The 21129-nt window shown below is 67.1% G+C and carries 18 protein-coding genes and 2 pseudogenes; 9 read left to right on the top strand and 11 right to left on the bottom strand.

All coding sequences use genetic code 11. The features are described from left to right. The first annotated feature begins 19 nt into the window (after window positions 1–19). On the top strand, window positions 20–1309 hold the full coding sequence (locus AC1DY7_RS19305; protein WP_477495548.1) for a hypothetical protein: 1290 nt from the start codon (window positions 20–22) through the stop codon (window positions 1307–1309). On the opposite strand, the pseudogene AC1DY7_RS19300 reads toward AC1DY7_RS19305, so the two are convergent. Then, a pseudogene (locus tag AC1DY7_RS19300) lies at window positions 1262–2020 on the bottom strand (DMT family transporter); the annotation flags it as partial. The gene AC1DY7_RS19305 and the pseudogene AC1DY7_RS19300 sit on opposite strands and share 48 nt — an antisense overlap. Window positions 2021–2102: 82 nt before the next feature. Between AC1DY7_RS19300 and AC1DY7_RS19295 the strand changes: the two are divergent. Further along, the gene (locus AC1DY7_RS19295) at window positions 2103–2981 is read left to right on the top strand and encodes a LysR family transcriptional regulator (protein WP_477495315.1); all 879 of its coding nucleotides are present in this window, start codon (window positions 2103–2105) and stop codon (window positions 2979–2981) included. Here the strand turns inward: AC1DY7_RS19295 and arc are convergent. Then, window positions 2914–4746, bottom strand: coding sequence for a proteasome ATPase (gene arc, locus AC1DY7_RS19290; RefSeq protein ID WP_477495314.1), 1833 nt, complete (start codon window positions 4744–4746; stop codon window positions 2914–2916). The two genes, AC1DY7_RS19295 and arc, sit on opposite strands and share 68 nt — an antisense overlap. A 145-nt stretch (window positions 4747–4891) precedes the next feature. On the opposite strand from arc, the gene AC1DY7_RS19285 reads away from it, so the two are divergent. Together AC1DY7_RS19285 and lppK are read left to right on the top strand one after the other, a co-directional pair. Next, window positions 4892–5365, top strand: coding sequence for an MTB12 family secreted protein (locus tag AC1DY7_RS19285; protein ID WP_477495313.1), 474 nt, complete (start codon window positions 4892–4894; stop codon window positions 5363–5365). Window positions 5366–5419: 54 nt separating this feature from the next. Continuing rightward, window positions 5420–5884, top strand: a complete 465-nt coding sequence (lppK, locus tag AC1DY7_RS19280) for a lipoprotein LppK (protein WP_477495312.1) — start codon at window positions 5420–5422, stop codon at window positions 5882–5884. On the opposite strand, the gene AC1DY7_RS19275 is transcribed toward lppK, so the two are convergent. After that, window positions 5861–6712 (bottom strand): tRNA (adenine-N1)-methyltransferase, encoded by an 852-nt coding sequence (locus tag AC1DY7_RS19275; RefSeq protein WP_477495311.1) that lies wholly within the window; start codon window positions 6710–6712, stop codon window positions 5861–5863. The two genes, lppK and AC1DY7_RS19275, sit on opposite strands and share 24 nt — an antisense overlap. 72 nt (window positions 6713–6784) lie before the next feature. On the opposite strand from AC1DY7_RS19275, the gene AC1DY7_RS19270 reads away from it, so the two are divergent. From AC1DY7_RS19270 to AC1DY7_RS19250, 5 genes and pseudogenes are all read left to right on the top strand, one after another. Further along, the gene (locus AC1DY7_RS19270; protein WP_477495310.1) at window positions 6785–7603 is read left to right on the top strand and encodes a RecB family exonuclease; all 819 of its coding nucleotides are present in this window, start codon (window positions 6785–6787) and stop codon (window positions 7601–7603) included. Next, window positions 7600–8397 carry a thioesterase family protein gene (locus tag AC1DY7_RS19265; RefSeq protein ID WP_477495309.1) on the top strand — a complete coding sequence of 266 codons (798 nt, stop codon included), beginning with the start codon at window positions 7600–7602 and terminating at the stop codon, window positions 8395–8397. Before AC1DY7_RS19270 ends, AC1DY7_RS19265 begins: the two co-directional genes overlap by 4 nt. 3 nt (window positions 8398–8400) lie before the next feature. Next, window positions 8401–8886 carry a hypothetical protein gene (locus AC1DY7_RS19260; protein WP_477495308.1) on the top strand — a complete coding sequence of 162 codons (486 nt, stop codon included), beginning with the start codon at window positions 8401–8403 and terminating at the stop codon, window positions 8884–8886. Window positions 8887–8930: 44 nt separating this feature from the next. Next, a complete protein-coding gene (locus tag AC1DY7_RS19255; RefSeq protein ID WP_477495307.1) occupies window positions 8931–9239 on the top strand; it encodes an ArsR/SmtB family transcription factor in 309 nt (102 codons plus the stop codon). A gap of 180 nt (window positions 9240–9419) precedes the next feature. Continuing rightward, window positions 9420–9563 (top strand): annotated as a pseudogene (locus AC1DY7_RS19250) (NADPH-dependent FMN reductase); the annotation flags it as partial. 6 nt (window positions 9564–9569) lie between these two features. Here AC1DY7_RS19250 and AC1DY7_RS19245 read toward each other — a convergent pair. The 8 genes from AC1DY7_RS19245 to metH all read right to left on the bottom strand — a co-directional run bounded on the left by AC1DY7_RS19245 (window position 9570) and on the right by metH (window position 21104). Then, window positions 9570–10949, bottom strand: a complete 1380-nt coding sequence (locus AC1DY7_RS19245; RefSeq protein ID WP_477495306.1) for an FAD-containing oxidoreductase — start codon at window positions 10947–10949, stop codon at window positions 9570–9572. A gap of 3 nt (window positions 10950–10952) precedes the next feature. Beyond that, window positions 10953–11453, bottom strand: coding sequence for a DUF4126 family protein (locus AC1DY7_RS19240; RefSeq protein ID WP_477495305.1), 501 nt, complete (start codon window positions 11451–11453; stop codon window positions 10953–10955). Window positions 11454–11495: 42 nt separating this feature from the next. Beyond that, complete coding sequence (gene hisG, locus AC1DY7_RS19235; RefSeq protein ID WP_477495304.1) at window positions 11496–12347, bottom strand: ATP phosphoribosyltransferase; 852 nt, start codon at window positions 12345–12347, stop codon at window positions 11496–11498. Continuing rightward, a complete protein-coding gene (locus AC1DY7_RS19230) occupies window positions 12347–12628 on the bottom strand; it encodes a phosphoribosyl-ATP diphosphatase (protein WP_477495303.1) in 282 nt (93 codons plus the stop codon). Before AC1DY7_RS19230 ends, hisG begins: the two co-directional genes overlap by 1 nt. Before the next feature lie 185 nt (window positions 12629–12813). Further along, entirely contained in the window at window positions 12814–15123 is a 2310-nt protein-coding gene (locus AC1DY7_RS19225) for a putative bifunctional diguanylate cyclase/phosphodiesterase (protein WP_477495302.1), read from the bottom strand. 92 nt (window positions 15124–15215) lie between these two features. Then, window positions 15216–16691: a sugar porter family MFS transporter gene (locus AC1DY7_RS19220; RefSeq protein WP_477495301.1), complete on the bottom strand. Its 1476-nt coding sequence runs from the start codon at window positions 16689–16691 to the stop codon at window positions 15216–15218. 66 nt (window positions 16692–16757) lie between these two features. Beyond that, the gene (locus tag AC1DY7_RS19215) at window positions 16758–17429 is read right to left on the bottom strand and encodes an HAD family hydrolase (RefSeq protein ID WP_477495547.1); all 672 of its coding nucleotides are present in this window, start codon (window positions 17427–17429) and stop codon (window positions 16758–16760) included. 15 nt (window positions 17430–17444) lie between these two features. After that, entirely contained in the window at window positions 17445–21104 is a 3660-nt protein-coding gene (gene metH, locus AC1DY7_RS19210) for a methionine synthase (protein ID WP_477495546.1), read from the bottom strand. Between the last annotated feature and the right edge of the window lie 25 nt (window positions 21105–21129).

The following is a 21129-nucleotide window of genomic DNA, read 5'->3' as shown; positions in this document are numbered from 1 at the left end:
CAATGTGGCAGTGCCCGCTATGGACTCCGTCGCCGTGTCAGAGACAGCGGCCGTGCATGAGTGGTTCCTGCATCGCGGCCTGCCCCTGGTACTCACCAGGCGGGTCCGGTCCCGCGGGCTCGTCGAGCGTTCTGCGCCGATGATCTCCGCCGTCGGCGCGTTGACGGCCGTGACGATGCTGTTGGCGGAGGTCACCGACGAGCGACCCGATTACTACTACGCGCTGCGACTCGGGGTGATCGCCGCGGTGTTGCTCGCCGCGCCGTTCGCGCTGACGGTGCTACACCGGCTGGACAGCCGCCTCGGCGAGACCGGCAGGCGTTCCGGCGCGTGGATCGTGATGGCGATCTTCGTGGCGATCATGCCGCTGACCGTCAGCGGGTGGACGGGCGAGGCGGCCGCGGAAGCCCCGGTCTTCGTGTTGATCTCGCTGCTGGCGATCTGGCTGACCTACCTGGGTTTCGGGTCCATCGCCGCCTGGGCGTTCCGGTTCGCCTGGATCCAACTCGGTGCACTCGGCACCCTGATGAGCCGGGCGCTCCCGCTGCTGATGCTGACGGTGGTGGTCTACTTCACCGGCGAGCTGTGGCAGCTCGCCGCCCGGATGACGCGCCAACGACTGTGGCAGACCATCGGTTTCCTCGCTCTGGTCGCCTTGGTCTTCGTCGTCACCACCATCCGCGACGAGGTGCAGGCCCTGCGCGACGACCGCGCCGAACAGACCGATCCGGCCCGGTTGCTGGCCGGCACACCGCTGCAGCCACCCCCCGGGCACCAGCCGCCCCGGCCCGCGCTGTCACGCGCCGAGAACATCAACGTCGTCGCGATCATGGTGGTGTCACAGGCGATTCAGGTGGTGCTGTTCACCGCCGGGCTGTTCGCGTTCTTCCTGGCGTTGGGCATCATCGCGATTCCCGATGACGTGACGGTGCTGTGGTCGGCCGAGGAGAGCTGCGCTGTCGGATCGCCGCCCTGTGCCGGTACGTGGTTCGGCGTGCACATCCCCATTCCTCAGACGGTGGTGCACACCTCGCTGTTCGTCGCGGTGCTGTCCGGGCTGTACTTCACCGTCAGCACCAGCGTCGACCCGCTGTACCGGCAACGCTTCTTCGATCCGCTGATCGCCGATGTCGCGGTCAGCCTCGCGGGCCGCGACGCCTACCTGGAGCTGGAAGCGGGTCAGAACCGCACGGCCCCAGGTGGTTCCGCCGAGCAGCAGGACGGCGCCGAGCACGCCGACGAGGGACAACCGCTCGCCGGCCAGCCCGATGCCGACGAGCACGGCCCACAGCGGCTCGGTGCCCAGTAACAGACTCACCCGGGCCGGTGTGGTTCGCCGCAGTGCCCACATCTGGACGCCGAACGCGAAGACGGTGCACGCCAAGGCCAAATAGACCGTCAACGCCCAATCGGTAGCCGACAGGTCCGTGACAAACCCCAGTTGTCCACCGGCGCAAGCAGATACGGCACCGAGCGTGGCCACTGTCGCCAACTGGGTCAAGGTCGTCGCCGCCGGGTCGGTCTGGCGCCGCCGGTCGGTGCGGTCGATGAACGTGACGTGCACGGCGCGCAGCACGGCGGCCGCCGCCATCAGCGCATCCCCGGCCCCGGGCGCGGCGAAGCCGCCCGACTGCGCCAGTAGGGCGCAACCCAGCACCGCACACCCCGCGGCCGCATAGAAGGCCGGCGGCACCGTCGTGCGCTGCAGCATCGGGGTGATGACGATGGTCAGGGCGATGATCAGCCCGGCGTTGGACGCCGAGGTCATGGTGACCCCGTAGGTCTCGCACACCAGGATCGCCGTCAGGATGGCGCCGAAGAGCACGCCGGAGCGCAGTTCGGCCCGCCCCGCCCCGCGCAGATGTCTGCCGAGCAGCATGGCCAGCGCCACGGTGGCGATACCGAAACGCAGTGCGATGAAGGCGAATACGGAGTCGCCGGTGACCGTCTCCTTGGTGGCCAGATAGCTCGAACCCCAGACCGCGGCCACGGCGAGTAGGGCGAGATCGACGCGGTTCATGGCGTCAGCCTGTCGGGCCACAAGAGTTCAGTCAATCTACTGATTCTTAGCTATATGTGTAGCATCCCTTTACTATCGACGTATGGACACCCATCGATTGCGCATGCTGCGGGAGCTTGCCGATCACGGCACCGTGGCCGCCGTCGCCGACGTGCTGTCGATGACGCCGTCGGCGGTGTCCCAACAGCTGAAGATCCTCGCGCGGGAAGCGGGCGTCGCACTCGTCGAGCCGGCGGGTCGCCGGGTGCGACTCACCGATGCCGGGCGGGTGTTGGTCGGCCACGCCGAGGTGGTCTTGGCCGCGCTGGACCGGGCAGTGGCCGAGATGGACGCCTACCGCACCACCGCGCGGGGCGAGGTGAGCGTGTCGCTGTTCCCATCCGGCGCGGCAATGCTGTTGGCGCCGTTGATCATCCGGGCCGGTGGCCGGGGCGTCGACGTCATCGGGCGCGACATCGACACGCCTGCCGCGCGGGCGCCGCAACAGCTTGCCGAGTTCGACGTGGTGGTGGTACACCGCGATGACCGCGACACGACCGAATGGGGACCGCGGCTGAGTTCGGTTACCTTGCTGCGCGAACCGCTGGACGTGCTGTTGCCACCGGATCATCCACTGGCGACCCACGACCAGGTTCAACTGTCCGACCTGGCGGCCGCCGACTGGATCGGTGTCGAGGGCGGGCTGATGGTGGACGACGTGTTCAAGTCGATCGCGGTGCTGACCGGGGTGCCGGTGCGGATCACTCAGCGGGTCAATGATTTCCGCGTGGTCGAGGAACTCGTCGCGGCGGGTGTGGGTATCGCGCTGATGCCGCGCTACGTCACGCTGGCGCGCGAGGTGGCGCGCAGGCCCATCGGTGGCGCGCGATCGCCGCCGGAATCGTCGACGACGGTTAGAGGTACTGCCCGAGATTGGACTCGGTGTCGATGGCCCGACTGGCCGACGAACTCTTGCCGGTGACCAGCGTGCGGATGTAGACGATCCGCTCGCCCTTCTTACCCGAGATCCGGGCCCAGTCATCGGGATTGGTGGTGTTGGGCAGATCCTCGTTTTCGGCGAACTCGTCGACGATCGAGTCCAGCAGGTGCTGGATGCGCAGACCCTTCTGGCCGGTCTCGAGCACCGACTTGATGGCGTACTTCTTCGCCCGGTCCACCACGTTCTGGATCATCGCCCCGGAGTTGAAGTCCTTGAAGTACATGACTTCCTTGTCACCGTTGGCGTAGGTGACCTCCAGGAACCGGTTGTCGTCGATCTCCGCGTACATCCGGTCGACGACCTTCTCGATCATCGTCTTGATGGTCAGCGACCGGTCGCCCACGAACTCGCCGAGATCGTCGTCGTTGATCGGCAGCGACTCAATGAGGTACTTGCTGAAGATGTCCTGTGCCGCTTCGGCATCCGGGCGTTCGATCTTGATCTTCACGTCCAGGCGGCCGGGCCGCAGAATGGCCGGGTCGATCATGTCCTCGCGGTTGGAGGCGCCGATGACGATGACGTTCTCCAGTCCCTCGACACCGTCGATCTCGCTGAGCAGCTGCGGGACGACCGTGGTCTCCACATCCGAGCTCACGCCCGTGCCGCGGGTACGGAAGATCGAGTCCATCTCGTCGAAGAACACGATCACCGGGGTGCCCTCGGAGGCCTTCTCCCGTGCGCGCTGGAAGATCAGCCGGATGTGGCGCTCCGTCTCGCCGACGAACTTGTTGAGCAGCTCGGGTCCCTTGATGTTGAGGAAGTAGGACTTCGCCTCCCGGGAATCCTCGCCGCGGATCTCGGCCATCTTCTTGGCCAGCGAGTTGGCCACGGCCTTGGCGATCAGCGTCTTACCGCATCCGGGCGGACCATAGAGCAGCACGCCCTTGGGCGGCCGCAGCGCGTACTCGCGGTACAGGTCCTTGTGCAGGAACGGCAATTCGACAGCATCGCGGATCTGCTCGATCTGCCGGGTCAGGCCACCGATGTCGCCATAGCTGACGTCGGGGACCTCCTCGAGGACGAGATCCTCGACCTCGGCCTTCGGGATGCGCTCGAAGGCGTAGCCGGCCTTGGTGTCGACCAGCAACGAATCACCGGGCCGCAGTTTGCGGGGCTTGTCGTCCTCGTCGAGTTGCACCTCGACGCCCTCAGGCAGGAACTCCGCGGCCACCAACGGTTCGGCCAGCCAGACGATGCGCTCTTCGTCGGCGTGACCGACGACCAGCGCGCGGTGCCCGTCGGACAGGATCTCGCGCAGGGTGCTGATCTCACCGACGGCTTCGAACGCGCCGGCCTCGACGACCGTGAGCGCCTCGTTGAGGCGCACGGTCTGACCCTGCTTGAGCGTGCTGGTCTCGATGTTCGGCGAGCAGGTGAGGCGCATCTTGCGCCCGGAGGTGAACACGTCGACCGTTTCGTCCTCGTGGGCGGCCAGCAGCACGCCGTATCCACTGGGCGGTTGACCCAGCCGGTCCACTTCCTCACGCAGCGCCAGCAGTTGTTGCCGGGCCTCTTTGAGGGTGTCCATCAACTTGGCGTTGCGGGTCGCCAGGGAGTCGATGCGCGCCTCGAGCTGGTGCACATCCCGGGCGGTTCGCAGCCCGCTGGACGGCCCGACCGTATCCTCCAGCTGTTCCCGGAGCGCGGCCGTTTCGCGGCGCAGGCGCTCCAACTCGGCAGCGTCGTCGCTGGAAATCGGTGTGTTCAGATCGTCACTCAAATTCTCTGAACGCTCGGACTCGCTCATGTTGCGCTCCCTCCCGCACCGAATGTTGGTGCAGTAACAACTTCAACGCTACCGGCGATTCAGCCTTTGTGTGCGGTCTAGGAATTCGACACACCAGCAACCTTGTTAACCTCATTATCGAGATGGCCCAATCGAAAGGACCACTGTGTTCCTCAAACCCCTCGTGACCGGTCTGGCCGCAGCCGCTGTAGTGGCAGGCGGTGCGACGTCCCTCACGGTCGGTGCCGCGCCGGCCATCACCCCGGTCGTATGGGGCGCTCCGATGCCGCAGACGCCCGCGCCGGAGCTGTCGGCGCCGTTGGCCCAGACGCTGCAGGCGCTGGCCTCCGGCGGCGGGTTCTCCGCCAAGGCGCCCTACATCCAGGGCGGGATCGGGCGCATCGAGAGCATCGCCGCGGACCGCGCCTACAGCCGGGCGGCGGCGGAGGGCAAGTTCCCGCTGACGTTCAACATCGTCAACATCGACGACCTGGGTGGCGTGGTGAACGCCGACGTCACCGCGACGACCGCGCTCGGGGCCACCGCCACGGAGAACGTCCAGTTCGTCGCCGGACCCAGCCCCACCGGCTGGCAGATCTCCAAGCAGTCGGCGCTGTCGCTGCTCACCGCGGCCGGCTGATTGGCCTCTATGCCCCACCGCAGTAGGGCAGTCCTGAGCGCCSCCATCGTCACGATGGCGGCGCTCGGACTGTCCGGCTGCGCCGAGGAGACGGTTCCGCCCGAGCCGACAGCGGCGACGATCTCGACCGTCGCGAGCGCCCCCGCTGCGCCGGCGCAGGCCCCGCTGCCCGCTCCCGAGGCACTCACCGATGTGCTGGCGCGGATGGCCGACCCTTCGATTCCCGGTGATCAGAAGCTGGGACTGGTGCAGTTCGCGTCGCCCGACGACGCCGCGGCACTCGACCGATTCACCAAGGCGATCGTCGACGGCGGTCACGCGCCGCTGGCTTTCCGGGCGACCGATCTGAAGTGGACCCAGCAGGGTGATGTCACCGCCACCGTCGACATCACCAGTGCCGATCCCGCATCGCAGGCGACGGCGTTCACGTTCCCGATGCAGTTCTCGCCGATCGACAACGCGTGGCAGTTGAGCCGCGAGAGCGCGAACCAGCTCCTACTTCTCGGTCACCAGCGCTGAGGGCACCTGACGTTTGCGGCGCAGCGGCGTCGGCGTCACCGTGCCCGGTGCCAGCTTGCGGGCGCTGATCAGGAACGCGGTGTGGCCGCGCATGTTGTGCTGGGGGCGGACCGCCAGGCCGACCACATCCCAGCCGCGCTGCAGCGATTCCCAGGACCGCGGCTCGGTCCAGCACTGCTGTTCGCGCAGCGCCTCCACAGTCCTGGACAGCTGCGTCACCGTGGCCACATAGACGATCAGTACGCCGCCGGCCACCAGGGCGCCGGACACCGCGCCGAGCACCTCCCACGGCGCGAGCATATCGAGCACGACGCGGTCGACTTCCGGTCCCTCGTAGTCGTTCAGGTCGGCGATCCGCAGGTCCCAGTTGGCGGGCCGCTCGCCGAAGAACGTCTCGACGTTGCGGATCGCGTGTACGGCGTGGTCGTCGCGGACCTCGTAGGAGATGACCTGGCCCTGCGGGCCGACCGCCCGCAGCAGCGAGCAGGTCAGCGCACCCGACCCGGCCCCGGCCTCCAGCACCCGCGCGCCGGGGAACATGTCCCCCTCGTGCACGATCTGCGCGGCGTCCTTGGGATAGATCACCTGGGCGCCGCGGGGCATGGACAGCACATAATCGATGAGCAGGGGACGCAGCACCAGGAACGGATCGCCGTTGGCGGACTTCACCACGCTGCCCTCGGGCTGCCCGATCACGTCGTCATGGGCCAGTGCGCCGCGGTGGGTGTGGAACTCCGCGCCGGGGGCGAGCACCATCGTGTAGTGGCGCCCCTTGGGGTCGGTGAGCTGAACTCGATCGCCGACGACGAACGGACCGGTAGTGGACACGGGGTATCAGAGTGCCAGACGCGCCGTCCGCGCTGCCAACCGTTGTCGGTGGCCGAATCTAGGCTGGGTGTCATGAGCGTGCCACTGACGTTGCGGCGCCCGGCGCTGTCGCCGTCGCGCGCCGGCGACTTCAAGCAGTGCCCGCTGCTGTATCGCTTCCGCGCCATCGACCGCCTGCCCGAGCCCACGTCCGTCGCCCAGGTGCGGGGGTCGGTGGTGCATGCCGCACTGGAGCAGTTGTACGGACTGCCCGCCGCCGGACGGGGTAAGGATGCCGCGCTGGCGTTGGTCGGGCCTGCCTGGGACCGCATGCTGTCCGAATCGCCGGACCTCGCCGACCTGGACCAGGCGGCGCGCGACGGACTGCTGGCCGATGCCCGCAAGTTGCTGACGGGGTACTACCGGCTGGAGGATCCGACCCGCTTCGACCCGCAGAGTTGCGAACAACGCGTCGAGGTGGAGCTGACGGACGGCACGCTGTTACGCGGCTTCGTCGACCGCATCGATGTGGCGCCCACCGGAGAACTGCGGGTGGTCGACTACAAGACGGGCCGCGTGCCGTTCGCTGAGGCCAAGGCGCTGTTCCAGATGAAGTTCTACGCCGTGGCGCTGCTGCGGTCCCGCGGGGTGCTGGCCGCACGGCTGCGGCTGGTGTACCTCGCCGACGGCCAGATCTTGGACTACACACCCGAACTCGAAGAGCTGGAGCGGTTCGAGCGGACGTTGATGGCGATCTGGCGGGCCATCCAATCCGCCGGCGTGACAGGCGATTTCCGGGCGCAGCCGTCGCGGCTGTGCGCCTGGTGCAGCCACCAGAAACTCTGCCCCGCGTTCGGCGGCACCCCGCCCGAATATCCGGGTTGGCCTGATCCCGCCGAGCCGGCCGCATGATCGATTGTCACTACCGCCGAACGGGTTCGGACGGTGATCTCGCGGTGTTCGAATCCACCATCGGCACCGCCAGTAATTGGGACTCGGCCATCCAGCACGGCTCACCGCCGCTGGCCCTGATGACCAAGGCCATCGAGGAACTCTGCGCGGATCGCCCCGAGCTGCGGGTCGGGCGGTTGGTGCTGGACATCTTGGGCGCCATCCCGGTGGCCCAGGTGAAGGTCCGGGCCCGGGTTGTGCGCCCGGGCGCGCGTATCGCCAAGGTGGACGCCGAGATGCTGGCCACCCGTCCCGATGGCACCGACCGGGCGGTCGCCACCGTCAGTGCCTGGCTGCTGGCCACCAGCGACACCAGGGACGCGGCCACCGACCGCTATCCCCCGCTGGTGGAGGGCGATGCGTTGGACAGTCCGCATGGCTGGATGGGCGCACCCGGATATCTGGAGACAGTCAGCTGGCGCGCCCAGCGCACTGCCCCGGGCGAAGCGGCGGTGACGTGGATGAGCCCGTTGGTGCCGCTCGTCGACGCCGAGCCGCTGACGGACCTGCAACGCATGGCGATGGTGGTGGATTCGGCCAACGGGGTGGGCGCGGCGCTCGATCCGGCCGAGTTCGTGTTCATGAACACCGATACGGCGGTGCATCTGCACCGCGCGCCGGTGGGTGGCGATTTTGCGCTGCGGTCGCGCGGGTCGATCGGCCCGGACGGGATCGGGGTGACCAACGCCGAGATCTTCGACCGGCAGGGCTTCATCGGCACGTCGGCCCAGACCTTGTTGGTGCAGCGGAGGTAACCGATGACCGAACATCGCCTTGTCACGCCGGATGGCGCCACCTGGACCGTGCGCCGGCGCTGGCTGCCGTGGCGACGGCCGATCTCTCTCCGGGAGATGCTGCACAGCCCGTCGACCGACGACACCAACACCGACGCCACCCCCGCGCAGGAGGCGAAGGAGCCGGGCATCGTCCTGCGGGTGCTACAGCTGACCGTGGGTGTGGTGCTCTGGCTGATCATCGGTGCGGGCAAGCTGATCTTCTACACGCTCGCGGTGGTGCTGGTGCTGGTCATCTGGTTGCTCGACTCCGCGCTGCAGCTGGTGGTGTTGCCGTTCATACTGCTCGCCCGGGCGACGGGTCTGGCGCGGTGGCCGGTTCAGGTCGAGCGCGACTACAAGCATGTCCGCACCGAGTACGCCGACGGTTTTGCGGCCGCGCAGACCCTGCGCGAGGACCTGTCCGGGCAGGTGGCGGCGGGCGCGATCGCCGTACCGTCCACCGATTGAAATATCGTATTGCGTCTATATACGCGCAATGCAATACTCGAAGTGTGGATGTGTTCGAGGCCGTCGCCGTACCCAGTCGGCGCACCCTGCTCGACGCTTTGCGTGGCGGCGAGCGCACCGCCGGTGAACTGGTCGCCACCCTGCCGGACCTGACACAGCCGACGGTGTCGCGTCACCTCCGGGTGTTGCGCGAGGTCGGCCTCGTCGAGGTCCGCGCGGACGCCCAGCGCCGGGTCTACGCGCTGCGTGCCGACGGTCTGGTCGAGATGGATCGTTGGATAGCCCGATATCGCCAGTTCTGGACCGGGCACCTCGACGCGCTCGAACGCCACCTGGACAAGGGCGCGAAATGACTTGCCACGAAGGCGAACTCACCGTGCAGGGCGATCTCGCCACCCTGCGCTTCGAGCGCCGCCTGCCCCATGCGGTCGAGGCCGTCTGGGCGGCGATCACCGATCCGGCCGAACGCAGCCAGTGGATGGGCGACACCACCATTGCCGACGGGGTCATCGAGACCACTCCGAACGGGCCGGCTGTCGGTGTTCGCCGCCCAGCACCACATGCATTGGGTGAGCTTGGGTTTGGGTGCCGGCTGGAACAGCGCCAGCGGCAGCGAGGACGATCTGAACCGGCTCGGTTTCTGGGTGGGTGCGGGCGCACAGACCGACGTCGACGCCGGGCGGCTACTGCAGCGGCGTGAGTTCCTGCAGCATGGTGGGCACCAACTCACTCACGGTGGGGTGGATGTGCATGGTGCGTGAGATGGCGGTGTAGGGCAGCTTCGCCGTCATCACATCGAGCACCAGATGCACCACCTCGTCGCCACCCACCCCGAGGATGGCCACGCCCAGGATCTCACGGGTCTCGGCGTCCACGACGACCTTCATGAAGCCCTGGGTCTCGCCCTTCTCCACCGCGCGGCCCACTCTGGTCATCGGGCGCTTGCCCACCAACGCCTTTCGGCCCGACCGGCGGACCTCGTCTACGGTCATTCCGGCCCGCCCCAGCGGCGGATCGATGTACAGCCCGTAGGTGGTGACGCGGTCGCTGACGCGGCGGGGATCATCGTCGAGCAGATTCGCGGCGACGATCTCGAAGTCGTTGTACGACGTGTGGGTGAACGCACCCTTGCCGTTGCAGTCCCCCATCGCCCAGATGTGTTCGGCGCTGGACCGCAACTGATCGTCGACGACGACATAACCCCTGGCGTCGGTCTCGACACCGGCGTGCTCGAGCCCGAGGTCGTCGGTGTTGGGCTTGCGTCCGACCGCGACGAGCACGTGGCTGCCGACGACGGGTTCGGCCCCGGCTCTGGGCGTCACCGCAATCCCGTTCTCCCGCTGCTCGAATCGGATGTCGGACGCGTCGGTGTGTACCGCGATCCCCTCGGACTCGAGGATCGACCGGATGGCGGCCGAGACGTCCTCGTCCTCCCGCGACGCCAACCGGGACCCGCGTTCGACGACCGTCACGTCGGCACCGAACCTCCGGTACATCTGCGCGAACTCCAGCCCGATGTAACTGCCGCCGATGACGATCAGGTGCTCGGGCACCGCATCGAGCTGCAGGACCGACACATTGGTGAGGTAGTCGATGTCGTCCAGCCCAGGCAGATCGGGCACCGACGCGCGGCCACCGACGTTGAGGTAGAACCGGTCCGCGCGCAGCAGCCGGCCGTCGACGTCGATGGTGCGCGGGTCGACGAACCGGGCGTGCCCGCGGATCAGGGTGGCGCCGTCCATCCCCTCCAGCCAGCCCTCGACGCCCGCCCGGTCACCGAGCATGATCTTGTCCTTGCGGGCCTTGACCTTTGCCATGTCGACGGTGACGTCGCCCGTGCCGATCCCGTATTCGGGACCGCGCCTGGCCAGGTGCGCGGCGTGCGCGCTGGCCACCAGGGTCTTGGTGGGGATGCATCCACTGTTGACGCAGGTACCGCCGACGAGGTGGCGTTCGATGACCGCCACCCGTTGTCCGGCCTCGGTCAGCCGTCCGGCAAGCGGCGGCCCGGCCTGGCCGGCACCGATGATGATGGCGTCGAAAGACGTTGTGTCGCTGGACATGTACTACAGCAGCGACGCTGCGGCGGCGACGACGAAACCGCCGACGATGGCGATCACGTCCTCAGTGAGGGCGATCGGCAGGTCGCGGCCACCGGTCCGGGCCACCAGTCTGCTCCGCGCTTCGGCGCCGCCGAGGGTGCCCAGCACGGCTCCGATCATGCCCGCCCCGACACCGGACACGATAGTGCCCGTCTTGGCCTGATAGATGGCGCCGGTGACCAGGACGGCCGCGGCGAATCCACCCGTCAGCAGCCGGGCGCCGAACTGCGGCGGCACTTTTCGGCTCGGCGTCGACGGCAGCTGATCGGTGACCAGCTCGACGACGAGCAGGATGGTCAGCACCGTCAGGGTGATCGGGTGGGTCAGCCAGTGGACCCAGGTGCCGTCGAGGTTGATCCACCCCAGCGCGCCGGCCCAGGCCACCACCGCGGGCGGGGTGAGCGCCCGGAGTCCGGCCACCACACCGATCAACAACGCGAGCAGCAGCACTACCACCACGGTCATACCCGGGACGCTAACACGCCCCCGAGCAATGTTCCGGGTGTATCAGAATCGGCAGAACCGGATGTCCGACGCCAGGATCGCCTTGGCCCCGATGGCGGCCAGCCGGTCCATGATCGAGTTGACATCGCGGCGCGGCACCAGCGCTCGGACGGCGACCCAGTCGGGGTCCGCCAGCGGCGCAATGGTGGGTGACTCCAGTCCCGGTGTCACCTCGGTGGCCTGCTCCAATACAGTGCGCGGGCAGTCGTAGTCGAGCATCAGGTACTGCTGCCCGAACACCACACCCTGGACCCGGGCGGCCAGCTGGTCGCGCGCGGGATCCGGCTCGGTGTCGGCGCGTTCGATCAGGATCGCCTCGGAGTCGCACAGGGATTCGCCGAACGCCACCAGGTTGTGCAGGCCCAGCGTGCGTCCCGAACCGACGATATCGGCGATGACGTCGGCCACCCCGAGCTGGATCGAGATCTCCACCGCGCCGTCCAACCGGATGACGGTCGCCTCAATGCCCTTGTCGGCGAGGTCTTTACGGACCAGGTTGGGGTAGGCGGTGGCGATCCGCTTGCCCCCGAGCTCGGCCACGGACCAGTCGCGGCCCTTGGGCGCGGCGTAGCGGAAGGTCGAGGACCCGAATCCCAGTGCCAGCCGCTCGCGCACCGGGGCATCAGACTCGGCCGCCAGGTCCCGGCCGGTGATGCCCAGGTCGAGCTGGCCGGACCCGACGTAGATGGCGATGTCCTTGGGCCGGAGGAAGAAGAACTCGACGTTGTTCGCCGGGTCGACGACGGTCAGGTCCTTCGGATCGGTGCGGCGACGGTAGCCCGCCTCCGACAGGATCTCGGCGGCCGCCTCGCTCAGCGCGCCCTTGTTGGGCACCGCAACACGCAGGACGCCCATCACAGGTTCCGGTACACGTCGTCGAGCTTCAGACCGCGGGCGAGCATGAGCACCTGCGTCCAGTACAGCAGCTGGCTGATCTCCTCGGCGAGCGCGGCATCGCTCTCGTGCTCGGCCGCCAGCCACACCTCGCCGGCCTCCTCGAGGATCTTCTTGCCCAGTCCGTGCACCCCGGCGTCCAGTGCGGCGACGGTTCCGCTGCCCGCGGGGCGGGTCTGTGCTTTTTCACTGAGCTCGGCGAACAGGCCGTCGAAGGTCTTCACGGCCTGAAATTCTTCCACGCGGACCCGGCCGCAGGATCAGCGGCCGACGAAACCCGCGGAATGCGGGTACCTGATCAACCGGTACTAGTGATCGGTCACGCGCACTTGTTGGCTGCGGATGATTCCACGGGAGCTCTCATGGAAGCTGGACGTTTTGCGGGCAGGGTGACCGTCCTACAGATCGTGTAACGGCTCGGGGAAGCTCAACCGGGGGCGCCGAGTCGGCTCAGCAAGGTAGGCACCGCGTCGGGTTCGACCGGCGTGCTGAAGTAGAAGCCCTGGCCGGTGTCACAGTCGTGCTGCGTCAGCCAGTCGGCGGTGTCGGCATCTTCGACACCTTCGGCGACCACCGAGATACCCAGGGTATGGGTCAGATCGATCACGGCACTGACGACAGCTGCCGCCCGTGCGTCCGAGGTGACGCCGGCGACGAACTGTCGGTCGAGCTTCACTTCGTCGACGGCGAGATCACGCAAGTAGGACAAGGCCGAGTAGCCGCTGCCGAAGTCGTCGATGGACACCCGGACGCCCCGTTCGCGCAGCTCATGGAGCACCGCCTTGACGGTACCGACATCGGTCAAGACCAGATCCTCGGTGATCTCAACGGTCAGCACATCGTGGCTGAGGTGACGGGTGTCGAGCTCCTGGCAGAGCTGATCAGGCAGACGCGTGTCACGCAGCATCGGTGCGAACAAATTGATCGCGACGGCGATGTCCAAATTTTGGGACCGCCAGTCGGCAGCGTCGTCGAGCACCTTGCGGACGACAATCTCCGACACCGGGCGCATCAGACCGTGTTGCCGCACGAGGGACAAAAATGCGTCGGGACGCAGCGTGCCCAGCCGGGGGTGCGGCCACCGCAAGAGTGCCTCGACACCGGTGACCAGCCCACTGCCCAGATTCACCTTCGGTTGATAGGCCACTTCGATGGTGCCGTGATCGACTGCGTCGCGAAGTTCACCCAGCAGCCGTATGCGCTCGGCTCCGCCACTTGGGGGCCGATTGGACCGATGTCTGAGATCGACGGCATCGGTATGTGCCGTGGCCAGGTCGGCAGCGAAAGTCCGGACGTCCGCCGCCGACCGTTTGGCCGCGTACATCGCCAGATCGGCGCGGGTCATCAGGACCTCGGCGCTCAGGTCCGGCTCATCCTCGCCGGCCGTCGCCACACCGAGACTCGGCCGCAGGAAAACCTCATTCTCATCGACCTCGAACGGCCGCTCGAAAGCCTCGACCACCCGTTGCGCGACCATCTGATGGTCATCCGCATCGCCCTCCAGCAGCATCATGAATTCGTCGCCGCCCAGCCGCGCGACGGTGTCGCCGGTCCGGACGCACTCGAGGAAGCGTTGTCCGGCCCCGATCAACAGCCGATCCGCAACCGGGTGGCCCAGGCTGTCGTTGACGAGCTTGAAATCGTCGAGATCGATCGAGATGACGGTGATCGGCCGGGAATCGCGGACGCGCAAGAGAACCGCATGGTCCAATCGTTCGTTGAACAATGTCCGATTTGCCAAGCCGGTCAACGGGTCTCGCAACGCTTGGTCGGCCGCGGCCGTCAGCAGCTGCCTGTTGTCCCACGCTGAGAGCATCTGCCTGGCGCAGATCACGCAGACAATCAGCTGCACCAGCACGCTCTCGAGACCGCGCATCACCACCGGCGGACCGAGCACGCCTGCGAGCAACAAGGGGACGTAGGGCAACCACAGCGACGAATGAGACGGAACCGGCGCCGGACGTTCGGGCGCCGGCTGCTGGCGCTGGCTCAGCACCGCCGCCACGGCGAACAACGCCATCGCCGACGCCCACAGCAGATCGATGAAATGTCCGGCGCGGTAGCTGCCGTTGACGGTCAGAAACGCCAAAGTGCCGTCGGCCGAGGTGACCAAGGTGATAGCGACCGCGACGACCGCCAGCGCGATCGGTCTGCGGCGTCGCGAGCGCGCCACGGCCAGGACGGCGATGGACAGCACCACCACATCGGCCAATGGAGTGATGAGCGCCAGCGTCAGTCCGACGTTGTCATCACGAAGTGTGTCGAACACGCGATTCAGGCTGAAAATCCACACCAGCAGGAACAGGCAGAGTGACACCGTCAGCGCGTCGAGCGCCAGATGCAGCCGTGAGATCAGAGTTCCCGCCGCGAGCAGCTGGGACAGACCGACCGCGACGAGAACATTGAAGGCCAGATAGAACAGATCAGCCGGTGAGGGCGACGGCGGCTCGCGCAGCACCACGTCGTACACCAACCAGATCGCGTCACCGATCGCCCAGGATGCCAACGCCGTGGCCAGGATCGCCCAGGCCAGGCGCACGCGTTTCTCGGCTGCGCGGGCCGCGATCACGGCGCGTGCGGCCGCGTAGCCAGCGAGGGCCAGCGAGATGCCGTCGTCTACGACGGGTAGATAGGGCGCCTCATGAGCCAGCAACATCACCAGTGCCAACGCCGCGACAAGTATCCACGGCACGGCGATCGCCGTGATGTCCCGCGAACGCAACCGGCCGGTTTTCAACAGCTCACCCCCCCACGGAGCAAAGTGCTCCGGCAATCAAGGTAACGGTGGGGCGGCGGTGCCGCAGATCCCGCTGGCAAACGACTCGATGGTCAATTCGTGACGGATTTGTCCTCGTGCAACACCTCGGCGTGCATATCCTCCAGGGACACTCCCTTGGTCTCCCGTACCCACCGGAAGACGAACAGGAACGAGAGCACCGCGCACAGTCCGTAGAAACCGTAGGCCACGCCCAGGTGATCGCTGAGCTTGGGGAACGAGACAGTGATCAACCAGTTCGCCGCCCACTGCCCGGCAGCGGCCAAGCCGAGCGCCGCCGCGCGGATGCGGTTCGGGAACATCTCACCGAGCAGCACCCACACCACCGGGCCCCACGACATGCCGAAGGCGATGACGAACACGTTGGCGGCGATCAGTGCCACCGGTCCGGCCACATCGCCGAGGAACGGCTTGCCCGACGCGTCCAGCGACGCGGTGCCGAAGATGAAGGACATCGTGATCAACGAGACCGCCATGCCCGTCGAACCGATCAGAAGCAGCGGTTTACGTCCGATCTTGTCGACCAGTGCGATCGCGATGAGCGTGGTGACGATGTTCACCACCGAGGTGATCACCGTGATGACGAACGAGTCTCCTTCGGAGAATCCGACTGCCTCCCAGAGCACATTGGAGTAGTAGAAGATCACGTTGATGCCGACGAACTGCTGGAAGATCGACAGGCCGAGGCCCACCCACACAATGCTATAGAGGCCGAGGAAGCCGCCGCCCGGCTTGCGCAGGTCGCGCCAGGACGGCTTGTCCTCGCGTTCCAGCGTCTCCTTGATCCGGTCGATGGTGATCTCGAGGTTCTTCTCGCCCAGCAGCATGCTCAATACCTTGCGGGCCTCCGGAATCTTATGGCTGGCAATAAGATAACGCGGCGACTCGGGAATGGTGAACGTCAGCAGTCCGTAGACGACGGCAGGCACCATCATGACCAGGAACATCCAGCGCCAGGCATCGAGCCCGAGCCACAACGTCTCGTTGGCGCCACCGGCGATCTGTGCCAGGACGTAGTCGATGGCCAGCGACAGGAAGATGCCGGACACGATGGCGAGCTGCTGGAGTGAGCCGAGTCTGCCTCGAATCCGTGGCGGCGACGTCTCCGCGATGTAGGCCGGCGCGATGACGGATGCGATGCCGACGGCGATGCCACCGATGACGCGGAAGACGACGAGTACCCAGACGCTTGGCGCCAGCCCGGTGCCGATGGCGCTGATGAAGAACAACACCGCGGCGATCTTCATCACCGTGATGCGTCCGATGCGGTCGGCGATCCGGCCCGCGGTCATGGCGCCGACCGCGGCGCCGAGCAGTGCCGAGGCGACCGCGTTGCCCAGCGTGAGGCCCTCGATGTTGAAATCCTGCGAGATGGACGCAACGGCACCGTTGATGACGGCGCTGTCGTAGCCGAACAGCAGACCGCCCAGGGCCGCCACCGCGGCAATGCGCACGGCGCTGGTGCCCGACGTGAACTTCTCTTCACCGAAGACGGACGGACCGTCTCCCCCTACCGGACCATGAGACATGACAAGTCCTTCCCCGCGACATTGCGTGATGGTGCAGCAATCACCATCGCACAGACGGGACCGGTGTCAGGCCACTTCGGTGGCGAGTCCTGTATGGATATCGCGCAGCGCCGCCAGATCGAGGTCGCCGAGCGACGGGACGAGATGCCGGCGTGGACTGGTGGGCACCGCAATATCGTTGGGCACCACCAGTACCGGGCAACCGGCGGCCTCGGCGGCGGCCGTCCCGGTGATCGAGTCCTCGACCGCCAGGCAGTGCGCAGGCGGCAATCCCAGCAGGTGCGCGGCGCGCCGGTAGGGGTCCGGTGCGGGTTTGCCACGAGGCACCTCGTCGGCGCAGACCGTCACCGAAAAGTAGTGCCTGCCAATGCTGTCGAGCGCCTTCTCGGTGAGGTTGCGTCGGGTGTTGGTGACCAGCGCCATCGGGACCCCCTCCGCGTGCAGCGCGTCCAGGAGTTCGCGGGCACCGTCGCACCAGGGCAGGCCGCCCTCGAACAGGTCACCCACGTAGTCGTGTAACCAGTTGATGGAGGCGGTGATCGCGGCCGGGTCGGGTTCCAGTCCGAGATCGCGATAGGTATGCACCATCACCGTCTCGGCCGAGCCGCCGACGGTCGCCTCGCGGGACTCCTCAGTCATCACCCCGCCCATCCGGGCATACAGCGCATGCATTCCGACATCCCACAGCTTTTCGCTGTCGACCAGGGTGCCGTCCATGTCGAAGAGGACGGCTCGCAGCTCCGCACGCATCAATCAGTCTTCCGGGTTGTAGCCGAGGTTGGGCCCCAGCCAGCGCTCGGCTTCGGCCAGCGTCCAGCCCTTGCGCTTGGCGTAGTCGGCGACCTGGTCCTGGGCCAGCCGGCCGACCACGAAGTACTGCGACTGCGGGTGGCTGAAGTACCAGCCACTGACCGCGGCTCCGGGCCACATCGCCATGGACTCGGTCAGTTCGATGCCGGTCCGCTCCTTGACGTCCATCAACTCCCAGAGCGTCGTCTTCTCTGTGTGCTCCGGGCACGCCGGATAGCCGGGGGCGGGGCGGATGCCGACGTACTTCTCCCCGATGAGTGCCTCGTTGTCGAGCTGCTCGTCGGGCTGGAATCCCCAGAACTCCTTGCGGACCCGTTGGTGCATCCGCTCGGCGAACGCCTCGGCCAACCGGTCGGCGAGCGACTCCAGCAGGATCGCGTTGTAGTCGTCGTTGGCGGCCTTGAATTCCTTGATCTTGTCGGCGCTGCCGAGCCCCGCGGTGACGGCGAAAGCGCCGACGTAGTCGGCCAGGCCCGTTTCTTTGGGCGCGACGAAGTCGCCGAGTGACTTGTTCGGGACGCCGTCGCGGTGCTCACCCTGCTGCCGCAGGTTGTGCAGCGTGGTCAGCACCTCGGAACGGGTGTCGTCGGTGTAGACCTCGATGTCGTCCCCGACGGCGTTCGCCGGGAAGAACCCGATGACGCCGTTGGCCGTCAGCCACTTCTCCTTGATCAGGGTGTCGAGCATCTCCTGGGCGTCGTCGTACAACTTGCGCGCGGTCTCCCCCGACGCCGGGTTGTTGAGGATGTCGGGGAAACGGCCCTTCATCTCCCACGCGTTGAAAAACGGTTGCCAGTCGATGTACTCGCGCAGCTCGGCGAGGTCGTAATCCTCGAAGTCCCGCACTCCCACACCCTGCGCGGGCACCGGCGGTGTGTAGCCGTCCCACTCGATGGGGGTTCGGTTCGCCCGCGCCTTGCCCAGCGTCAGCATCGGCCGCTCGCTCTTCTGCGCGTGCCGTTCGCGCAGAGCCGCGTAGTCCTTCTCGGTGGCTTCGAGCAGGGCCGGCCGCTGCTTGTCGTCGAGCAGCGCGGCCGCGACCGGCACCGAGCGCGACGCGTCCTTGACCCAGACCACCGGGCCGCTGCGACGCGGCGACACCTTGACGGCCGTGTGCGCACGCGAGGTGGTCGCCCCACCGATCAACAGCGGGATCTCCAGCCCCTGACGCTCCATCTCGACGGCGAAGTTGACCATCTCGTCCAGCGATGGGGTGATCAGGCCGGACAGCCCGATGATGTCCGCGTCGTGTTCCTTGGCGGCGTCCAGGATCTTCTGGGCAGGAACCATCACCCCGAGGTCGATGACCTCATAGTTGTTGCACTGCAGGACAACTCCGACGATGTTCTTGCCGATGTCGTGCACGTCGCCCTTGACGGTCGCCATGATGATCGTGCCGTTGGTGTCCTTGGCCTTACTGGCGCCCTCTTCCTTCTCCGCCTCGATGAACGGCAGCAGGTAAGCCACAGCCTTTTTCATCACCCGGGCCGACTTCACCACCTGAGGCAGGAACATCTTGCCCGAGCCGAACAGGTCGCCGACGACGTTCATGCCGTCCATCAGCGGGCCCTCGATGACCTCGATGGGGCGACCACCGGCTGCGGCGATCTCGGCCCGAAGTTCCTCGGTGTCCGTCTCGACGTCGGCGTCGATGCCCTTGACCAGGGCGTGGGTGATCCGTTCGCGGACGGGGAAACTGCGCCACTCGGCCGCTTTCGGATCGTCCGCTTTCTCCTTGGAGTTGAACCGTTCCGCGATCTCCAGGAGCCGCTCGGCGGCATCCTCGCGACGGTTCAGGACGACGTCCTCGATGCGGTCCCGCAGCTCGGGGTCGATCGAGTCGTACGGCACCAGCGCGCCGGCGTTGACGATGCCCATGTCCAGGCCGGCCTTGATGGCGTGGAACAGGAACACGGCGTGAATCGCCTCACGGACCGGGTTGTTGCCGCGGAACGAGAACGACACGTTCGAGATGCCGCCGGAGATGTGCACCCCGGGCAGGTTCTCCTTGATCCAGGCGCAGGCCTCGATGAAGTCGATCCCGTAGGTCGCGTGCTCCTCGATGCCGGTCGCCAGTGCGAAGCAGTTCGGGTCGAAGATGATGTCTTCGGGCGGGAAGCCGACCTCCTCGGTCAGGATCCGGTAGGCGCGCCCGCAGATCTCCTTGCGGCGCTCCAGGTTGTCGGCCTGGCCCTGCTCGTCGAAGGCCATCACGACGACGGCGGCGCCGTACTTGCGGCACAGCCGTGCCTCGCGGACGAACTTCTCCTCGCCCTCCTTCATGGAGATCGAGTTGACGATCGGCTTGCCCTGCACGTTCTTCAGGCCGGCCTCGATGACCTCCCATTTGGAGGAGTCGATCATCACCGGGACGCGGCTGATGTCGGGCTCGGCCGCGATCAGCTTGGTGAAGCGATCCATCGCGGCGACGCCGTCGATCATGCCCTCGTCCATGTTGATGTCGATGACCTGCGCCCCGACCTCGACCTGCTGCAGGGCGACCGACAGCGCGGTGTCGTAGTCCTCGGCCTTGATCAGGTTGCGGAACCGGGCGGATCCGGTGATGTTGGTGCGCTCGCCGATGTTCACGAACAGCGAGTCGTCGGTGATGTTGAGCGGCTCCAGGCCCGAGAGCCGGGTGGCCACCGCGATCGATGGCAACTCGCGCGGCGTCTTGCCGTCGACGACCTTGGCGATCTCGGCGATATGCGGAGGCGCCGTTCCGCAGCACCCGCCGACCAGGTTGACCAGGCCGGCCTCGGCGAAGTCGGCGATGTAGCCGGCCTGGGCCTCCGGGGACTCGTCGTACTCGCCGAAGGCGTTGGGCAGGCCCGCATTCGGGTAACAGGAGACGAAGGTGTCCGCGATGCGCGCCACCTCCGCGATGTACGGCCTCATTTCCGGGGCGCCGAGGGCGCAGTTGAGCCCCACCGCCAGCGGCTTGGCATGCCGGATCGCATTCCAGAACGCCTCGGTGACCTGGCCGGACAGCGTCCGCCCGGAGGCGTCGGTGATGGTGCCCGAGATGATCAGCGGCCAGCGGCGGCCGCGCTCCTCGAACAGCGTCTCGACGGCGAACACCGCGGCTTTGGCGTTCAGAGAATCGAAGATCGTCTCGATGATGAGCAGGTCGGCGCCACCGTCGACCAGACCGTTGGCAGCCTCCAAGTAGGCGGCGACCAGCTGGTCATAGGAGACGTTGCGGGCCCCGGGGTCGTTGACGTCCGGCGAGATCGACGCCGTCCTGGTCGTCGGGCCCAGCGCGCCGGCGACGTAGCGGGGCTTCTCCTGGGTGCTGAACTCGTCGGCGGCCTGGCGGGCCAGCGCGGCGCCGGCGTAGTTCAGCTCGTAGCTGAGGTCCGCCATGTCGTAGTCCGACAGCGAGACAGCGTTCGCGTTGAACGTGTTGGTCTCGAGGATGTCGGCGCCGGCCTCCAGATATTCGCGGTGGATACCCTCGATGATCTGCGGCTGGGTCAGGGTGAGCAGGTCGTTGTTGCCCTGAAGGGCCGTGGGCCACTCGGTGAACCGGTCGCCGCGGTAGCCCTCTTCGTCCGGCCGGTCGCGCTGGATCGCCGTGCCCATCGCGCCGTCGATCACCATGATCCGTCGGCGCAGAGCAGCCGTC

It is taken from the genome of Mycobacterium sp. P2_H7, from assembly GCF_056403275.1.
The sequence above is the reverse complement of the archived record's forward strand: the minus strand, read 5'-3'. Positions and strand labels throughout refer to the sequence as shown.